The sequence below is a fragment of the Achromobacter spanius genome (assembly GCF_029637605.1).
GTDB lineage: Bacteria > Pseudomonadota > Gammaproteobacteria > Burkholderiales > Burkholderiaceae_B > Achromobacter > Achromobacter spanius_E.
The window spans coordinates 1,113,052-1,132,084 of record NZ_CP121261.1 but is presented as its reverse complement, the minus strand read 5'-3'; the positions used below and the strand labels follow the sequence as shown (position 1 = coordinate 1,132,084).

Annotated in this window: 6 protein-coding genes; 1 reads left to right on the top strand and 5 read right to left on the bottom strand. The window is 66.8% G+C overall.

What is annotated here, in order from left to right:
• Positions 1-157: 157 nt before the first annotated feature.
• A complete protein-coding gene (locus P8T11_RS04905; RefSeq protein WP_268077994.1) occupies positions 158-1,621 on the top strand; it encodes an efflux transporter outer membrane subunit in 1,464 nt (487 codons plus the stop codon).
• Between the two features lie 25 nt (positions 1,622-1,646).
• Here the strand turns inward: P8T11_RS04905 and P8T11_RS04900 are convergent, their stop codons facing one another.
• The 5 genes from P8T11_RS04900 to P8T11_RS04880 are packed head-to-tail and all read right to left on the bottom strand — an operon-like array spanning position 1,647 to position 18,805.
• The gene (locus P8T11_RS04900) at positions 1,647-3,743 is read right to left on the bottom strand and encodes an HlyD family efflux transporter periplasmic adaptor subunit (protein WP_268077995.1); all 2,097 of its coding nucleotides are present in this window, start codon (positions 3,741-3,743) and stop codon (positions 1,647-1,649) included.
• A gap of 17 nt (positions 3,744-3,760) precedes the next feature.
• Entirely contained in the window at positions 3,761-5,098 is a 1,338-nt protein-coding gene (locus P8T11_RS04895) for an efflux RND transporter periplasmic adaptor subunit (RefSeq protein ID WP_268077996.1), read from the bottom strand.
• A complete protein-coding gene (locus tag P8T11_RS04890; protein WP_268077997.1) occupies positions 5,088-5,930 on the bottom strand; it encodes an efflux RND transporter periplasmic adaptor subunit in 843 nt (280 codons plus the stop codon). Before P8T11_RS04890 ends, P8T11_RS04895 begins: the two co-directional genes overlap by 11 nt.
• Positions 5,927-7,504, bottom strand: a complete 1,578-nt coding sequence (locus tag P8T11_RS04885) for a TolC family protein (protein WP_268077998.1) — start codon at positions 7,502-7,504, stop codon at positions 5,927-5,929. The genes P8T11_RS04890 and P8T11_RS04885 overlap by 4 nt, the downstream gene beginning before the upstream one ends.
• A 15-nt stretch (positions 7,505-7,519) precedes the next feature.
• Positions 7,520-18,805, bottom strand: coding sequence for a VCBS domain-containing protein (locus P8T11_RS04880; RefSeq protein WP_268077999.1), 11,286 nt, complete (start codon positions 18,803-18,805; stop codon positions 7,520-7,522).
• Positions 18,806-19,033: the final 228 nt, after the last annotated feature.

Below are 19,033 nucleotides of genomic sequence, written 5' to 3'. Positions count from 1 at the left end.
GCTTTATCGATTGACGACTAATGACCATATCGTACAATAGTCACCATTCGCGATGGTTTCGTGATCGTTTTTATTCGATGCAGGGGCGCGTCTCAACCCACGGTACGGACGTTCGACGCGCCAACTTTCTCTTTCACCTGTCTTGCAGGACCCCGTCATGCTGCCCCGTAAACATGCTCTGCCGCTGTTTCTATCTAGCTTGCTTCTGACAGGCTGTGCTGTCGGCCCCGATTATCAGCAGCCCGAAACGGCGTCAGCCCCGCATTTTATGGGACAGGCCGCGATTCAGGCGCGTCAGGCGCCCGCCGCGGCCGATGCCCGGGTCTGGTGGCAAGGGTTTCATGACCCGCTGCTGACCCAATTGGTGGAGCGCGCGCTCGACCAGAACCTGGACATCGCGCAGGCTGTCGCGCGCGTGGCCCAGTCGCGCGCGGGCCTGGGCCACGCCACTGCCGCGTTGCTGCCGTCGGCCGCCGTGGCAGGCCAGGCCGCCCGCGCGCGCCAGTCGCTGGAAACACCGCAGGGCCGGTTGTTGAACGCCACGCCCGACTACAAGCGCTACGGCGACTATTACGAATTGGGCTTGAATGCCGGCTGGGAGCTCGACCTGTTCGGCGGCTTGCGACGTCAACGCGAAGCGGCCGTCGCCAACTACCAGGGCGCCGAGGCCGGCGTTGCCGCCGCTCGGTTGGCCGTGGCGGCACAGACCGCCGACATCTACGTCTTGATTCGTGGCTTGCAGACCCGCCTGGACATCGCCCGCGAGCAGGTCAAGACCCGCAGCCAATTGCTTGCCACCGTGCAACTGCAATTCGACCACGGGCTCGCGGCGGAACTCCAGGTGCATCAATCGACAGGCGCGCTGGCCGAAGTGCGCGCCACCGTGCCGGTACTGGAAGACGGGCTGTCGGCCGCGATGAACGCGATGGACGTACTGCTGGGCGAGCCGCCCGGCAGCAACCGCGCCCTGCTGGCCGCCAGCGCGCCCATCCCCTTGCCGCCCGCGATTTCCAACACCGGCACGCCGGCCGACCTGCTGCGTCGCCGCCCCGACCTGATCGCGGCCGAACGCCAGCTTGCCGCCACCAACGCCGGTATTGGCGCGGCGATCGCCGAGTACTACCCCACATTCTCGCTAGGCGCCGTGCTGGGCACCGCCACCACCCTATCCGGCAATCTGTTCAACGACAGCGCCAATCAACTGCAAGGCGTGCTTGGCCTGCGTTGGCGCCTGTTCGACTTCGGCCGTATCGAAGCCGACATCGCAAACGCCCGTGGCCGCAACGCCGAAGCGCTGGCGGCGTACCGCCTGGCTGTGTTGCGCGCTTCCGAAGATGTGGAGAACGCCTTCTCGGCCCTGGTCAAACGTGAGCAACAATCGCGCTACCTGGCCGACGGCGTGCAAGCGCTGACGCAGGCACGAACCAGTGCTTTCGTGGCCTACCAGAACGGCATCGTCAGCCTGATAGAAGTGCTGGACGCTGACAGCGCCGTGCTACGCACCCGCGATGCCAGCGCGCAGGCCCAAACCGAATCGGCGCGCGCGGCCATTGCGTCTTACCGCGCCTTGGGCGGGGGCTGGGAACGCCCGGCGGACGACGCGAAGGTGGCGTCGAACTAGCTTGGCCTTGCCTTGGCGACCCGGTTCAAAACCCACTCTCACGAATCACCAGACTGGCCAACGAACGCATCCATTGCATCAGCCTGCTGCGGGCCTCGCCCTTGAAATAGGCCTTGCCCCGCAGCTCGTTAAGCCCTGCCGGCACGTCGTCCAGATCCAGCGTCACCACGTACAACGCGTCATCGGGCACCAGGGTGCCTTGCTTTTGCACCGAGGGAATCGGCCCGCCGTGTACCGTCGTCAACATGGGCGCGTTGATCTGCTGGATGCGCGACGGCGCGATGCCGCGTATGGAACCGCACAGGCGCCGGGGGTCGTGTTCAATGTAGAAGCAACCCGCGCCGCCCTGCTTCAACAACTGAATATCCGCTTCGCCGACGTAGGCATCAACAATCCAATGCGTAGGGTCGACCAGGCGCCCCAGCGCTTGTTTCGGGTTGACCCAGGTGCCGGCCTGGATCTCGGCGGGCGCGTCCAGCCATTGGCCGTCAAACGGCGCCACCACTTCCAGGCGGGCCTGTTCGGCCGCCACCGAACGCGCGGTTGCCCGGCTGTGCGCCAGCGCCTCGATGGTGGCGGCCTGCTGATCAATGCCCGCCTGCTGGCCCAGCAACCCGGTCAGCCGCGCCGCCTGCCCGGCCACGTTGGCTTGCGCCGCCAAGGCTTCGCTGCTGAGTTCCGGGCGGTCCAGCAGGATAAGTTTGCTGCCCGCGCTGACTTCGCCTGGCGCCCGGCGTTCCAGCAGCATGGCCGGCGCGGGCGCATAGGCCGTCCACATCTTGGCGCTGCGGGCCAGGGCCGGCGCCCGCACCGACGTGGGCCAGGGCACGGCCAGCACGGTCACCAACAGCGTCAGCAGCAACAGCAGCACGACACGGCGCCGGGTCGCGACTTCGGTCTTGCGTTGCCACCACATACGCACCTCCCGCCAGATCGGCAAGGCAATGAAGTAGAGAATTTCCACGGCGAACAGGAATATGCCCAGCGCCTTGAAGAACAGGTGGTACACCGCCAGCGCAATGCCCAGGTACACCACCAGCCGGTACAGCCACGTCACGCAGGCGAACACAATCATCCTGCGCCTGACGCGCGTGGGCAGGTCTTCGGGCCACGGATCCGCAAAGCCCCACAAGCGGCGCCGGATCGCGGTGCGCGTCATGGCGCCAGCGCGTTCGTGCAGATTGGGCATGTCCAGCAAATCCGACAGAATGAAATAGCCGTCGAAGCGCATGAAGGGGCTGGCGTTCAGCAACAGCGACAGCACCCAACTGGTGGTGGCCAGGTAAAAGCAGGCCTGGCGCGGCACGCCCGGTGGCAGCAGCGCCCAGCACAGCGTCGCCAGGCCCGCGATGGCCAGCTCGGTGATGATGCCGGCGCTGGCGATCATCAGCCGCTTGCGCGAATCCGCCAGCCGCCAGGACTCGCTGGTGTCGGTGTAGAGCATGGGCCACATCACCAGGAAGGCCACGCCCATGTGGCCCACCCTGACGCCCATGTGCGTGGCGACCAGCGCATGGCCGAATTCGTGCAGCGTCTTGGCCACCACCAGCGCGCAGGCAAAGCCCAGCGCGCCTTCCCAGGACACCGATTCAAAGAGCGTGTGGCGGAAGGTGTCCCATTGGCGCAGGGTCAGGAACAGGCCCAGCAGACTTAGGACGACGACGGTCCAGGCGGTGGCGGGGCTGAACAGCCAGCGCAGATACGGATAGATGCGGCTTAGCCAATACGTGGGCCGCAGCAAGGGCACGCGAAAGAACAGGTAGTGGTGCAGCCACCATTTCAGCGTCAGCCATTCGCGTCCCGGCGCGGCAAGCGCCATGCCCTGGCTGCGCGAGGGATGCGGCCGCAGCAAGTGGTTCTGCTGCAAGAAGCCCGCAAACCCGAACACCTGGCTGGCATCGGGTTCCAGCGAGGTCTGGGCGCGGATGTCTTCCAGCAGCGCGCCGGGCAGCATGTGCCAACGCGCCAGGCATTCGAACTCCAGCCAGCCGATGCGGAAATGCCGGTTGCGCACGGGGTCTTCAATAATCCAGGCCGGGCTGCCGTCGGGGTGCGGCGCACCCGCGAACAGGCGCAGGTCTTCCCGCAAGGCGGGCAAGGGCTGCGTCAGCATGTCGTCCATGGCCGCCCTCCCCGTGCCTAGAGCCCGGTCAACGCGCGCAGCGTGGCCAAGGGACGGCGAATGATTTCGTAGCCCAGGAACGATTGCCCGCCCTGGATGCGCGCCGTGCCTTTCAGGCCAATGCGCGCGTCGTCGGCATCTTGCTGGCCGATGCTGGCGCGCAGCCGATAACTGGGCACCCCTTCGGGTGTCAGCGCCGACTGGTAGCTGGTTTCGATGATTTCACCGGCCAGCGGGTGCAGCGGCCGCACCGTCAGGAACAGGCTGACCGGCGCGCCCACCTCCAGCGACATGGCGTCGGACACGGGCAGTTGTATCAGCATGGCCGGCTTGGCGGGGTCGGCCAATTGCATGATGCGTTCGCCCGTGACCACCGGCTTGCCCAGCCAATCATTCACATCCGCGAACACAGCGATGCCATCGCGCGGCGCGCTCACATCCAGTCGGTCCAGTTGCGACCGTATCGACGCCAGCTCGGCGCGCCGCTCTTGTGCGCGGCTTTGCAGCGTCGTCAGCTTGATGCGGCTTTCGTCGTTACGGAAAGCGCTTTGACGGGCCGCCATCAGCTCGGCGTCGGCCACCGCCACCGCCTGCACCGCCACTTCCAGCCGATGGCTGAGCGTGGTGTCGTCCAATGAAAACAGCGCCTGCCCCGCCTTGACCGCCTGGTTGGGCGATACGTGGATGGTCTGCACAACGCCATCCAGCGGCGCGCTGATCACTTGCAGGTCCAGCGACGTGACTTCGGCGGGCGCAAGCGCGCTTTGCCGGATGGGCAGAAAACACAACGCCAACAGCGCCAGCGGAATCAGGATGCGCAAGCGCCGCTTCCAGCTTCGCCGCAGGGGCTTGCGGCGCCGGGCCAGCAGTTCCCAACTGTAGGCCCAGGCCTGGCAGAGCCGACCCATCAGCGTGGCGTGCCCGGGGGTGGGCGGTTGTTCCATCAGGTACAGCACCCAGCCCAGCACGGCGCCCGCGCGCGACTTCAACGGCAAGGCCCAGGCGCCTGCCGGCCACCATTCCCGCCAGCCATCGCGCACCAGCGGGCTGGCGCTGTCCAGCGCGTCGGCGTCGATCCACTGCGCTTGCCCGTCCGCCACCCGCAGCCGCAGCCACTTGCGCGCCTGCGCCAGCCACACGATGTAGGGGGATTGCTCGTCCACCGACACCAGGCCGGAAATGTTCAGCAGCTTCCAGTCGGCGCCTGTGTCCTCGAAGACCAGCGCCTGGCGGTAGCCCAGCAAGGGATGCGCGTCGTTGGCAATGTGAAAACTCAGTTGCTGGACGTTGTCGGCCTGGCGCGCCAGGCTTTCCACCTCGGCCAACTGCAACAACAGCAGCAGGTCATTTTGCATCGTTTTGGGTGGCTGCCTGGAAGTCCGCGATGCCGCTCATGCCGGGCAGCAATTCGCCGTTGGGGTCGCGCACCTGGCCTTCCAGTTCGATCGACTGCGCCACCGCGTCCACGCGCGCACTCACCGCCGACACGGTTGCGCCATAGGTCTTGCCGGTTTCGCTGACGTTGATCTGGAACGGTGTGCCGATCTTGATGTCTTTCAGGAACAGGGACGGCACGTTCATGCGCACCTTGACCGGCCCGTCGCCCACCAGGTCAAACAGCGGCGCACCGGCCGCCACGCTTTCATGCGGCCGCACATACACCTTTGCCACGCGGCCCGAGTACGGCGCGGCCACCGTGCAATAGTCCACCTGCGCCTGGGCCAGGGCCGTGGCGGCGGCGGCGCGGTCGGTGGCGGCGCGCGCCAGGTTCACTTCGGTATCGCCCGCCGCGTCCAGCTTGCGCAGGCCGACCTTGGCTTTCAGGGTTTCACGCGCGCCGGCAAGTTCTGCGTTCGCCATCCGCAACCTTGCGCGGGGTTCGCCGCAATCCAGTTTGACCAGCACGGCGTCCTTGTCCACCTTCTGGCCCAGCGCAGCGTCCAGTTTTTCCAGCCGGCCCGTCATTGGCGCCGAAATCGTGCTTTCCGGATTGGCGCTCAACAACACGCGTATGGCGTTAGGGTCGTTCAGGCCCGGCCAGGTCAGGCCGGGCTGGGCCTGACCTGGCCCGGGCAAAGGGGGTTCGGCTTGAGATTGCGGCTGGATTTGGCCATGCGCAACAGGCGTCAGGAACATCCCCGCCCATGCCGACAAGAGAACTGCTGACAACACCAGTCGCCGCGTCATTGGACGGGTCCCGTGGTTGGGGTTTGGGTCAAGGTTTGGGTCGGGGTTGGAATTTGCGCTTGGGCCTGGGCCTGCAGCGCCGTGCGTTCCCAGCCTTGCATGGTGGTCTTGATTTGAGCCGCCAACGTGGTCAGGTCATGGTTGGCGATGGTTTCCGGCATCACGTCCAGGCCCACGGAGTTGTACAGACGGCCCCAGGCGGCCTGGGCGTCCGAATAGGCCGCATAGCGCTGGTACTGCGACAAGAGCCAGCGCGCATCCGCCCGAATGTATTCAAGCTTTGAATCGGCGGAAATGCTGGCGCTGGCCTTGGCGTAGTCACGCAACCGGCCATCCACCTGCATGCTCTGGTCGGCAAATTCCAGTTGTTCGCGCGCCAGGTAATAGCGCTGCGCGGCCACGCGCAACTGGGTCAGCACCGCCATCGACAGCGCCATCCGGCGCAGGTCGGCCACCTTGCTCTGGCTTTCGCCGGCCGCGTCCAGCGCGGGTGCCTTCAGGATGTTGAGCAGGTTCCAGGAAATCCGCAGCCCCACCGACGACCAACTGTTGTTGTACAGATAGTCGTTGGAGTCGTAATGCGTGCCCGCGCTGAAGCTGATGTTGGGCCACAGCTCCGCCTTGGCGATCTTGATGTCGTTTTCGGTGACGCGCTTGCGATACCACTCTTCCATGATCTCGGGGCGGTTCTCCAGCGCCAGGCGCTCCAGCGCTTCGATGTTGAAGTTGGGCTCGGGGATCTTTTCCTCGACGTCGTCGGCCACCTGGAATTCCGTGCCGGGCGGCAAGGACATCAGCGCCGCCAGCTCGGCGCGCGCCAACTCCAGGTCTTGCCGCCGCGTGGACAACAGGCCCACCGCGTCCAGCAGCGCGCGCTGATAGGCCAGCGCCTGCTGGCGCGGCAACAGGCCGCGCTTCTCGGCTTCCTGCGCCGACTTGATGCCGCTGCGCACCTGCACCATCAGCGTATCGACGGAGGCGATCAGCCGCTGCGCGCCCAAGGCCCGCCAATAGGCGTTGCGCACGTCCTGCAAGACGTTCTGCACCACCTTGCGGCGGCGCTCTTCGGCCATCAGCACCTGGTCCGCCTTTTGCTGGGTGCGCTCGTAGGCCACAAAGAAATCCAGCGTGCTCCAGGTCAGCTCCAGGTCGGCCAGGCGGTGATAGCGCTGTTCTGACGTCGACGGCCGCAAGCTGACTTCGCCGTCTTCAATACCCACCGAGGTGCCGCCCGAATCGTTGGAGCGCGACGTGTAGCCCGCGGACGCCACCAGCCGGGGCAGCATCTCGTGCCGGGTCACGTCGACCAGGTTGCGCGACAGCGCGGTTTCCATCAGCTTGAGCCGATAGTCCAGGTTGTATTTCAGCGCGCGCGCCGCCGCGTCGTAGAAGGTGATGGGACCCTTGATGGGCTCCTGGTCCGCATACATCATGCGCCGGTCGTCTTCCACGCGCTGGCGCACTTCATCCTTGGTGTAGCCCTTGGGCACCTGCGGCGACGAACACGCCGCCAGCCCAAAGCAGGTCACCGTGGCAAGCACAACGGCATGAGTCCGGTTTCGCTTCACTGTCATCCTGCTCGCTCCGTATTAACGTTCTGGCGTGGGTGCGGCACCAAAATTGCGGCGCATGGAAAGGCGGTCGATCTGTTGGCTGAACGAGCCCAAGGACGTGGCGGCGGGCCGGTCCAGGGAAGCCAGGTGCACCGCGCGGGCCTCGGCGGGTTGCGCGGGGGCTTGCGATTGCGGTTGCGGTTGCGGTTGGGGCTGTGTTTCCGGTTGCGGCTGCGGCTGCGGCGGCGCTGCCTCTTTTTGCGGCGCGGGCTTGTCCTGCCCGGCCGGCTTGGCGGCGGGCCGTTGCAGCTCGATTTCCTTGCGCGCGAACACCGACACATCGGGCAGCAAGCCGTCGGCGGTCAGCGACATGACCCCGTGCCGCGCTTGCAGGCGCGCGTCTTCATAGCGCGACAACAACTGCAAGGCCTGGATCGTCGGCGTCAGCATGACAGACGGGTCCAGCCCCAAGCCTTCGCCGATGGATTCGGCCGTGACCACGGGCGGCAAGACCATGCCGGGACGTTCGCCGCGTATCACGGCGGTCAGCCACTGTTGCAGGTGCAGCGCATCACGCACGGCCGGCGTGACGAAGACCACCGGGTCTACCGACAGATCGCTGAGCGGGCGCAGGCTGGAGGTGTCGTCAAACAAACCGTGCGGGTTCGGGCTGGCGACATACACCGCGTCCATGTCCAGGGTGACGGTCAGCAGCGCCTGGTCCGTGCGGCCGGTGCGGTCGCCCACCGTGTAGACGAACACGTCTTGCAGCAACGGGCCCTGGCCTCGGGCGGCGTTGACGGCGGGGTTGGTGAGGTCGATCTCGTAGGTATAGGAACCGTCTGCATTCAGCACCAGGAAGCCGTAGCGCCCCGCCAGCCGTTCGCCGACCACGCCGGTGATGACGGCGCTGCCGCCCTCGCCCGCTGTGCGGATGCCGACCACGGTCAGTTGCTCTTGCGCGTCGACGTCGGCATCGTTGTCCAACACGTTGCCCTGCGTGACGGGCGGCCCTTCGATGTCGTTCACGCTTGCCGTGTCGTCCTGGGCCATGGGCGTGTCGTCCCGGCCGACGATGGTGATGGTGAGCTCGGCCTGCACCATCGCGCCCGCCGTGTCCCGCATGGTGTAGGTGAAAACTTCGGTCAGCGTGTCGTTGGCGTTGCGCAGCGCCTGGACCTGGGCGTTGTCGTTGTCCACCACGTAGCGGTAGCTGCCATCGGCGGACAAGGTCAAGGTGCCGAACAGGCCGACGGTGACGCCGTCGACGACGCCGCTTGTGCCCGTGCCGGCGCCTGTGCCTGTCCGCACCGCCGTCACGGCTTTCGTATCGCCCGCGTCCACATCGGTGTCGTTGTCCAGCACGTTGCCGGCCGGGTTCAAGCCCGGTGCGCTGTTGTCGCGGCCACCTGCCTCGATGGCGACGGCATGGTCGGGCAAGGCCACCGGCGCGTCGTTCTGGCCCACGATAAGAATGGCGATCGACGCCTGGTCGCGCGCGCCCTGGTCGTCGCCGATGGTGTAGGTGAAGGTATCGGTCAAGACGTTGCGCAGGGTGCGCAGCGCCTGGACTTCGGGCAGGCTGTTGTCCAGCGTATAGAGGAATGTGCCGTCGGCTTGCAGCAGCAAGGTGCCGTACCGGCCTTGCAGCGGCACGCCCACCGTGCCCGGCGTGCCGGTGCCGATTTCCAGGCCCGTGCGTATCTCCACGACCGTCAAGGGACGCCCTTCGGCATCGGTGTCGCGCAAGGTGACGTCGCCGCTGGGGTTGCGTCCGCCCACGCGCCCCACTTCATCCCCCTGCTCGATCGCCACGGTGATGATAGGCGCGGCGATGGGTGGGTCATTCACGCCCACCACGGTGATCGTCAGCTCGGCCTGGTCCGTCAGGCCGCCGCTGTCCACGACCTGGTAGGTGAAGCGGTCCAGCAATTGCTCGCCCGCCGCCAGCGCCGCCACGGCCTCGTTGGTGTCGTCCGCGTGATACGTGAAGCTGCCGTCCGGCGCGATCTCCAGCCAGCCGTAAGCGCCGTCGATGCGCGTCAGCCCGCCCACGGCGATCATTGGCGCATCGGGAAGTTCGGTGCCGGCGCGCACGCCGTTGACCGTCTTGGTGTCACCGGCATCCACGTCTTCGTCGTTGTCCAGCACGAGGCCGGTCGCGTCGATGGGCGCGCTGACCGACGAACCCGCCGTTGCGGTGGCGGTGTCGTTCACCGCCTTGGGCGTGTCGTAGCGGCCGGCGATGGTGATGGTCAGCGTGGCGGTGCTGGTCAGCCCGCCCGCATCACGCACCGTGTAGGTGAAGGTGTCGTCCAGCGACTGGCCGGTGCGCAGTTGCTGAACGGCGGCCAGGCTGTCGTCGACCACATAGGTGTAGGCGCCATCGGCGCCCAGCACCAGCGTGCCGTACAGGCCGGCGGTGTTGCCGCCGACCACGCCCGCTGCCGACGCGCTGTTGACCACGGCGCTGACCTGCTTGGTGTCCCCCGCGTCCACGTCCGTGTCGTTGGTCAATACATTGCCGCTTGCCGGCGCGCCGTCGGTGCCGTTTTCAACGCCGCCGGCTTCGATGGCGGCACCCGTGTCGGGCCTGGCGACTGGCGCGTCGTTGGCGCCGCGTATGGTGATGGTCAGCGTGGAATCGCTGGTGAGGCCGCCCGTGTCGGCAACGCGGAACGTGAAGGTATCGGTCAGCGTGTCTGTGGCCAAGCGCAGGCGCTGGACGGCGTCCAGGTCGTTGTTCAGGGTGTAGGTATAGGTGCCGTCGGCTTCCACGCGCAAGGTGCCGAACAGGCCGGCCACATCGGTGCCGGTGGCGGCCATGGCGCCGGAGCCCGACGCACCGCCCGCGCGCACGCCATCGATCTGCAGCACGTCGTTGTTGTCGGGGTCGGTGTCGCCCGCGTCCAGCAGGTTGCCGCTTGGGTTGACCGCGCCGGTGCCGTTGGCCGTGCCGCCCGCTTCAATGGCTACGGCGGTTTCGTTGTCGGACGTGGGCGCGTCGTTGGCGCCACGGATGGTGATGGTCAGCAAGGCGGTGTCGAACAAGCCGCCCGCGTCGGTCACCTGATAGGTGAAGGTCTCGTCCAGGGTTTCGCCCGGCGCCAGGGCCTGCACCGTGGGGTTGGCGTTGTCCGCCACATAGGCGTATTGGCCGTTGGGCAGGATGGTCAAGGTGCCGTAGGTGCCCACCACCGTGATCGCCGTGCCGCCACCATCAGGCACCGCCGCGTTACCGCCGCCCGTGCGGGCCCCGGTCACCGTCAGCGTTTCACCGAACGCGGGGCTGTCCACATCCGTCGCGTTCTGCAGCAGGTCGCCCACGGCCGGCTGGCCGCCGCTGGTATTGCCGGTGCCGCCGGCTTCCACGGCAAAGCCCGTTTCGTCAACCGCGTCCGGCGCGTCGTTTTGCCCCAGGATGCGGATGCGCAATTCGGCCGCGTCGCTCAGGCCGCCGTCGTTGATGGTGTACGTGAAATAGTCGACGAGCGTATTGCCGGCGGCGCGCAAGGCCTGCACGGCGGGGTCCGCGTCGTTCACGACGTAGTTGTACGAGCCGTCGGCGTTCAGCGTCAGCGTGCCGTATAGCCCCTGAAGTGCGTCACCCACGGTGCCACCCGCGCCAGAGCCGGCTTCGCGTCCGGTGCGCACGTTGATGACGTTCAGCGTGTCGCCGTCCGGGTCAATGTCATTGACCGTGACATCGCCGCTGGCGTCCTGCCCGGCGGTGCCATTGCTGGTGCCGCCCTTTTCAACGGCGACACCAATCACCGTCTTGGCCACGGGCGCGTCCTGTACGCCATGGATGACGATGGACAAGGTGGCGCTGGACTGCCCGCCCACGGCATCCTGCAAGGTGTAGATGAAGTTCTCGGACACCGTGGCGTTCGGTCCCAGGGCGATCAGCGCGGGGTTCAGGCTGTCGATCTCGTAGCGGTATTCGCCCGACTGGCTGATGTAGAGCGTGCCGTACTGGCCCACGATGGCCTGATCGCCCACCGTGGGCACGGCTTGGTCCGTGCCGCTCTCGCCACGGATCAGGCTGACGATGGCTGTCGATATCTCGTTGTCGATATCGCTGTCCACGGAGCCGTCGCTGTCCGGGTCGGTCTGGTCAAGGATGACGTTGCCGCTTGGGTTCAGCGCCGTGCCGATCACGGTATTGGTGACCGTGTCCACGCGCGCGGTGTAGCCGTCCTGGACGTTGTCCACGGCAACCGGGTTGTCGTTGGCGCCGTTGATGGTGATGATGATGCTGGCCACGCCGTCCAGGCCGCCCGCGTCGGTGGCGGCGTACTGGAACACTTCGGTCAGCGTCTGGCCCACGTTCAACGCCTGCACGGTGGGGTCGGCATTGTTCAGCACGTAGCGGTAGGTGCCGTCCGCGCCCAGCGTCAAGACGCCGTAGCGGCCGGTCACGGTCGCGCCATTGGCCGACGTGCTGCCCACGGGCACTGCCACGATGTCGCCAAAGCCGCCCGCCAACACCGGGCGCGACAAGGTGACGGTGCGGGTATCGCCCGCGTCCACGTCGGTGTCGTTGTCCAGCACGGAGCCCACCGCGTCGCTGCCGGCCGTGCCGTTGTTTGTGCCGCCCTGTTCGGTGGCCTGGCTAACGTCGGCGTCCGCCACCGGCGCGTCGTTGGCGCCCTGGATGGTGATGACCAGCGTGGCCGAACTGACGGCCCCCGCCACGTCGCGCAGGTTGTAGGTGAACGACTCGGATAGCGGCGCGCTGGACGCCAGCAACTGCTGCACCAGCGGGTTGTCGTTGTCCAGCACGTATTCGTACGAGCCTTGCGCATTCATGACCAGGGTGCCGTACTGGCCGACCAGCGTGCCGGACGTGCCCGGCGTCACGGCCTGCGTGGCGCCGCCCTGCCCGATCTGCGTCACGCTCAGCCTGTCATCGTTGGTCTGGATGTCGACATCCCGATCATTGCTCAGCACATTGCCGCGCGGGTCGACGCCGGGGGTGCCATTGCCGGTGCCGCCGGCTTCGACGGCCGTGGCGCTGTCGTTCACCCCTAGCGGCGCATCGTTGATGGCGTTGATGGTGATGTCCGTGGCACCGCTGGCACTGAGGTTGTCGTCGACGGGTTCAAACGGGATGCCGTCACCGTCCGCGTCGCCACGTTGGCCCAGGTCATCGGTGCGGATGGTCAGTGTGTCGTTGCCGTTGTAGTTGGCGTCGGGCGTGTATTGCAGCGTGGCCAGCGCGGCGTTCAGCGCGGCCTGGCTGCCTTGCAGCGTCACCGTGCGGCCGTTCAAGCCACCGCCCACCACCACGGCGCTGCCCAGCGTCAGGTTCAGCACGCCGTGCTCGACCGACAGCAGCACCTGCATGACGCCGCCAGCCGCATCGGGGTCCGTGATGCCCAGGCCCGAGATGGCCAGCGTGGTGTCTTCATCAACGGTCTGCGTGGCCGGCGCCGCCACGGTGGGGCCGTCGTTGCGTTCAACATAACCGATGTTGCCGGCCGCGCCCGTGCCCTGGTCGCCCAGTTGCACGACCACTTGCGCCAGGGGCGAACCGCCGTCGCTGTCGACCCGAGCCGCCACGACGCCGGTCGGCGTGGACAAGGTGATGCTGGGCGCGGCGTCGATGCGGAACACGCCTGCACCCAGAACACCAAAGTAGTAATACCCGTTGGCGTCGGTGGTGACGGTCCAGCTTTGGTTGTCGGCCGCTGTCGACAGGTCGTTGTCCGCCCCGCCCCAGGTCAAGGTCACGTCCTGGCCTTGCAGCCCAGGGCCGTCCGGCGCCGCGCTGGAACTGGCGCTGTCGGTATCGTTCCACAAGGTGCCGCTGACCAGGCTGACGCCCGCGCCATCGCTGTCCAGATAGACGTTGGGCGCGGCGCCTGCGCCGGTGCGCTCGCCGCCCGTGGAACCGGCTGTGCCCACGTTGGTGCCGGCATAGCTCTGGAAGCTGTCCGGCAGGCTGGTGTAGGACACCGAGGCCGTGGTGTCGGCAAGCAGCACGCTGTTGGGCAAGTCGGCCGTGTAGGCCAGGCTGACGGTTTGGCCCGCCGCTAATTGGTCCATCGTGACGGTGACCTGCCCGCCCGTTACCGTGACGCTGACGCCGGCGGGATAGCCGCCCGGCGCATACGTGGTGCCATCGATGGTGAGCCCGATCACGGCCAGGTTCTGCCCGCCCGCGGGCAAGGTGTCGGTCAGCCTGACGTCGTAGGCGGTGGCGCTGCCGGTATTGCTGAACGACACGCCATAGGTGGCCTGGCCGGTCGCGCCGCCCACGCCGGGATCGAATGCCGTGACCGTCTTGTCCAGATTGTCGATCTTGGGTTCCACCACGCGCTCGACCGCGGAATCCGTGCTGGTGCGCACCTCGCCACCGCTCAGGAAGTCTGCCTTGACCGCCAACTGCTGGCCCGCCACCACGCCCGCCGCATTGTCCACGCGGACGTTGAATTCGAAATACACGACTTCGAAGTCCGCATCGTTGTTGCCATTGACCAGCGTGCCCAGTTGCAGCATCACTGCGCGCGGGTCGGTGACGTCGATGCTCGACTGGTTGATGACACCTTGCGCGCGCACGCCGGACAGGTCCGGCGCCAGCAGGGTTTGCGCTTCGTCCGTGAAGCCGCCCTGCAGGTAGGCGTTGCCGGACACGATCAGCCCGGCCAGGTCGGTCTGTATGCCAGAGCCGCCACCGGCCAGCGCGTCGGCAATGAAGGCCAAGGTGGCGGAGCCGTCGTTCATGAAGGTCAGGCCTTGTGGCAAGACCACGCGGATGGCGGCGTTCGGGTCGGTGCCTTCCGGCACCACGAAGGCCACGCGGTAGTGGATGATCTCGCCCACGGCCACGTCTTGCGGATCGGCGGTGGACGGGGAACCGGCCGCCGTATCCGCCAGCCCGCCCACGTGGCTGATGGTGGCGTCCGCCGCCACGCGCTCGGACAAGGTGTTGGTAAGGGCGTAGTCATTCACGCCGCCCGTGCCCGTGCGTTCGTTCGCCGCGGCCCCGTCCATGCTGGTCCACTGCACGCTCACCTGGTTGTCGACAGACCCGGTGATGCCGGTGGTGGCATCCAGCGTGCCCGAGAAGCGCAGCACCACCGTCGCGCCCTTGGGAATATCAAGCTTGGCGCCATCGGTGGTTTGCAACACGCCGTTGACGATGACGAAATCCCCGCCGGTCAAGGTGGCGCCGCCGTACAGCGTGACGCCCAGTATCTGTGCGCCGGACAGTTCAGAGGGCAACACGTTTTGCACGGTCACGTCAAAGGCGTCGACGTCGGTGGCTGCCGTGCCGTTGCCGATGGTGACGGTATAGGTCAGCACATCGCCCCGGTCCACGCCCACCGCCGAGCCTGAGCTGACCGCAGACTGTGTCAGGTTCAAGGTGGGCTCAACAATGTTGATCGAGGGCCGCGTGCCCTGCGCGGCCACATTGCGGTCGGACGGCGTAGCGCCGTTTGGGGTGTCGGTGTCGGGGTCGCTGTAGACCAGTTGTGCGTCGTGCGTGCGCACCGCACCCGTCTGGTTGGACGACACGTCCAGCGCCACCAGGGCCACGCGGATCACAAAGCGGTTGTCGCCCGCGATGTTGTTGCCGGCGGCGGAGCTGGCGCTGAAGCTCAGACGCACGTCCGTGCCATCCACACCGGCCGTGCCGCCAATGCCCGTCAGGGACGCCACCGCCACCGTGCCGGCGAAGTCCGCCGTCAGCGCGGTGCTACCGGCCGTGGTGGTGATGAGTTGATAGCCGCCGTTGCCAAAGCTCGCGTCCAGGCCCATGCCGGCGGGAATCAGGTCTTCCAGGCGCAGGTTCTGCGTGACGCCTTCGGGCAGCGTCACGATGATGTCGTAGAGCATGCGCTCGCCCACCACCAGGTTGCTGCCGGACGTGTGGGGCGCGTTGGAGTCGCCCGCGTCCAGCGAGCCGCCGGCATAACCGATGGAGACGGTGGGCGCGGCAACCACGGCGTCGGCCGTGTCGGTCAGGTCGGTGGGGGTGAAGTCGGTGCCGCCTTCGACGCTGGCGTAGCGGGTCAGGATGGCGGTGCTTTGCAGGTTCTGGCTGGCGTTGACGGTGGCGCTGGCGACGGTGTCATAGGTAATGATGACGACGTTCTGCCCGGCAAGGTCGGCCGCCGAGCCGGCGCGCCCGGCGAGCAGCGTGGCCTGCCCGCCCGCGTCCAGAAAGGTGATGGTGTTGCCGGAAACGGCGTAGTCCACATTCAGTTGCAGCAGCGTGCCGTCGCCCCGGGCCAAGCGCAGGTTGGCGGCGGCCAGGCTGCCGCCCAGGAAATCCAGGCCAGGCGGCAATTGCAGCGTGGTGGCCACGTCGTAGGCGCCGCCACCGCCGCTGTTCTCGATGCCGGTCGCCAGGCGCAGGATATCGCCCGCGTCCATGCCCGCCACCGTGCCCTCCAGCGCGTCCAGGTCCGTGACGCTACCCGTGAAGGCCGAGCCCGTGGTGCCCGCGCCGGACCAGGTGCCGGTCGTGCCGGTGACCGTTCCGCCCGTGGACGCCACCACCCCGTGCTTGATGTCCAGCACCGGTTCGGCCACTGATTGGATCAATACCGAGTCAGCGCTGACCAACTGCTGTTGGCCGATGGTGGTGAGCTGGGTCGATTGCCCCAGCACCGTGATGGAACGCTGGTCCGCAAAGGGTTGATCGCTGGCCCGCATGGTGAACAGGACTTCGATCCGGTTCTGGCCCGTGGGGTCGGACTGCATGGCGTAGTTGCCGAAGTCGAACACCAGCGCGCCACCCGCCGCGGCCGTCACGCTGACGACCGAGCCGGGGTGCGTATCGCCCAATCCGTAAGACCATTTATGGTCGCCCAGGCCGTTCGTCCAGGCGCCGCTCGTGTCGAACAGGGGCAGCGGCAGATAGGCGGTGAGTTTCAGGTTTTCGTAGTCGCCCGTTTGCAGGTCATAACGCAGCACGAACGTGACCACGTCGCCGGGCTTCAGTTCGTAGGACGGCGACACCACCACACCGTTGACCTGGAACACGCCGATATCGACCGCACCCGTGGGCACTGTCAGGGTCAGCTCGGAGCCATCAGTCTCGGTGTCCCCCAGGTTGACGCGGTCTTCGACGATGGTGCCTTCCAGCAGCGCGCTGTTGCCGACGCTGTCGCCTTCATTGATTTCGGCTTGCGGGTAGGTGCCCTGATAGGCCTGGTCGAGCGTGGCGCGGTAGGTAACCGTGGCCTGCGAGGCGCTCGTGCGGATGCCGTCGTGCAGATCGCCCGCCAGCACCGCCAGCGGCAAGCCGGCGTTGCGCACGGACGCCGCCAGGTCGAAGGTGACGGTGGTGCCCGCCGGGCCTTTGGCGCCCAGCGTGTAGACCAGCGCCACGGTATAGGTGGCGCCATCCTGCGTGAACGTCATGACCGGTGTGCCGTCGAAGGTCATGCCGTTGCCCAGCAGATCGGTCACGGTCAGCTTGCCTTCGCCCAGCACGGTCTTGCCGAAGCTGAAGTAGTCAGAGATGGCAATGTCGTACTGGAATTCCAGCGTGTCGCCCGGCGACAGTCCGGCAACACCGGTGTCCACGGCCACGCTGCCGGTTTTATGCAAGGTGACGGCGGTGGCCACGAAGTCCAAGGGGTCGCCAAGATCCACCACGGGCACCAGCGGTATCAGCGGCGGCACGTCGCGCGGGTCCAGCGGCACCCAGCCGCCGGTGACGATGGGCCGGCCCAGCGTGATCGTCCGGTCGTCGCCCGTGGTGGGGTTAAGCACCGCCGCGCCGCCGGCATCCGTCTGCGGCACATAGAAGGTCACCAAGGTGTCGACCGGCCCGGCAAGCGTTGCATAGTTGACGGTGTAGGACTGCACATAGGGCGAGGCCGCAAGGGCCGCGTTGATGGCGACCGTGCCGGTCAGCTCCACCCCATCGGCAAGCACCAGTCTCGTGATCGTGCCGCCCGCGCCGGGGGTGATGCTTTGCACGCGGATGGTGTCGGGCAACGTCTGGGTCAGCGATACGTTCTGCAGCGTCTGGCCGGGTGCGGGCGTGGTGCTTACCGTCAAGGTGTGTGGGCTGTTCTCGCCCGTGACGGTTTCGCCTTCGACCATGTCGACGCTTTGCGTCACTTCAAATGGCGTGGCGCGCATGGCGAAGGTCTGCCAATCGCCTTCCACCAGCGACGGGTCCTGCTGCGGGTTGTCCAGCGCGTCGTTGCCGTACTGGAAGCCGCTGCGCAGGCTGACCACGTGGTCTTTGTTGACGTCCGCCAGGTTGCTCATGTGCAACTTGATGTCCACCACGATGGCGGGCTGGTCTTTGCCGAAGCCTGCAAACGGCAGCTCCAACACCACCAGTTGGTCGCCGGCGCGGTAGCCGTAGTCAGACGCCTGGATCACCAGTGCGTTGCCCGAGGCGTCACGCGCCAAGGGGTGCAAGGCCGTGCCATCCGCGCCAAAGGTAACGACGTGGCTGACCAGATTGATTCCCAATGCGCTGGCGGAAAGAAAGCTGACGCCGTCATCCCCGTCAAAGCCGGTGGTGGGTAACAAGACATCCACGAACGGCGCATAGCCCTCTTGGGTGGACGGGTTGGTGATGGTTGCCTGGATGACGGCGTCTCCGCCCACCAGGATGTCGGCGGAACTGCTGCCCAGCGTCAGGGTTGGGTCGGCGTTGGCCAGCAGGCCCTGGTAGCCCGCCAGCGCCGCGTCCAGCACGGCCAGCCGGCTTTCGATGGGGCCGGTCGAGGCCTCAAGCGCCCAGTCACCGCCAGCCGCCGCGGCGCCCGTGTCATTGGTCGAGGCCGCGACGTCGGCGCCGGTCAGCGACGCCATTTTCTGCAGCAAGGCATGCCCGTCCTCGCCCTGGCCCGTGCCGCAACCGTAAAGCAGGATGTCGCCGTTGGGGCTGAGATGCGTGCCCCACTCCGCCGTGCGCAGCGTGTCCGCCGACAGCGTCGACAACACACTGCTGCCCAATTGCATTTGCCCGGGTGTGCCGTGACCCAGGATTTGAATGGAGTCGACCTGGCCGATGGCGTCGAGCGCCGCTTGCACCGCCGCCACGCCATCCTTGGCGGCATCCACCACCACGACTTTCGTGCCGGGCGCGGCGCTATCGGCCAAGGCCTGCGCGCCTTGCACTCGCGCGTCCACCACCAATACGTTGCGTGGCGCGGCGTTTGAATCCGGCGCGTCCGACGCATCGGCGCCCGACGCATCGGCGCCCGACGCATCGGCGCCCGACTGTGATGTGTGCTGCTGTTCGGCGGCTACCGCGCCCGCCGCGTCAAAGAGCAGCCGAGGCTCCAGCGCCAGAACGCGCGACAAGGGTGCAAAGGTCTGGCGGCGGTGTTGTGGCATTCCGTGGCTCCAGTTGGCATCGATGTCGGTAGACAGCGCCTGAGTTCAGTACGGATGAAACGCGGTCAGCACATGCAAGGCGGCGCGATTCGAGCCACTGGAAATCAACCAACACCGTACCGCCTGCTGCATGGAATTCTCCTGCGGGGCATACCGATAATTCACGATGCCCATTCATGCAGGCATCAGGAGTTACACGTTGAAATAAGGCTTTGTGACGAGTGTTGC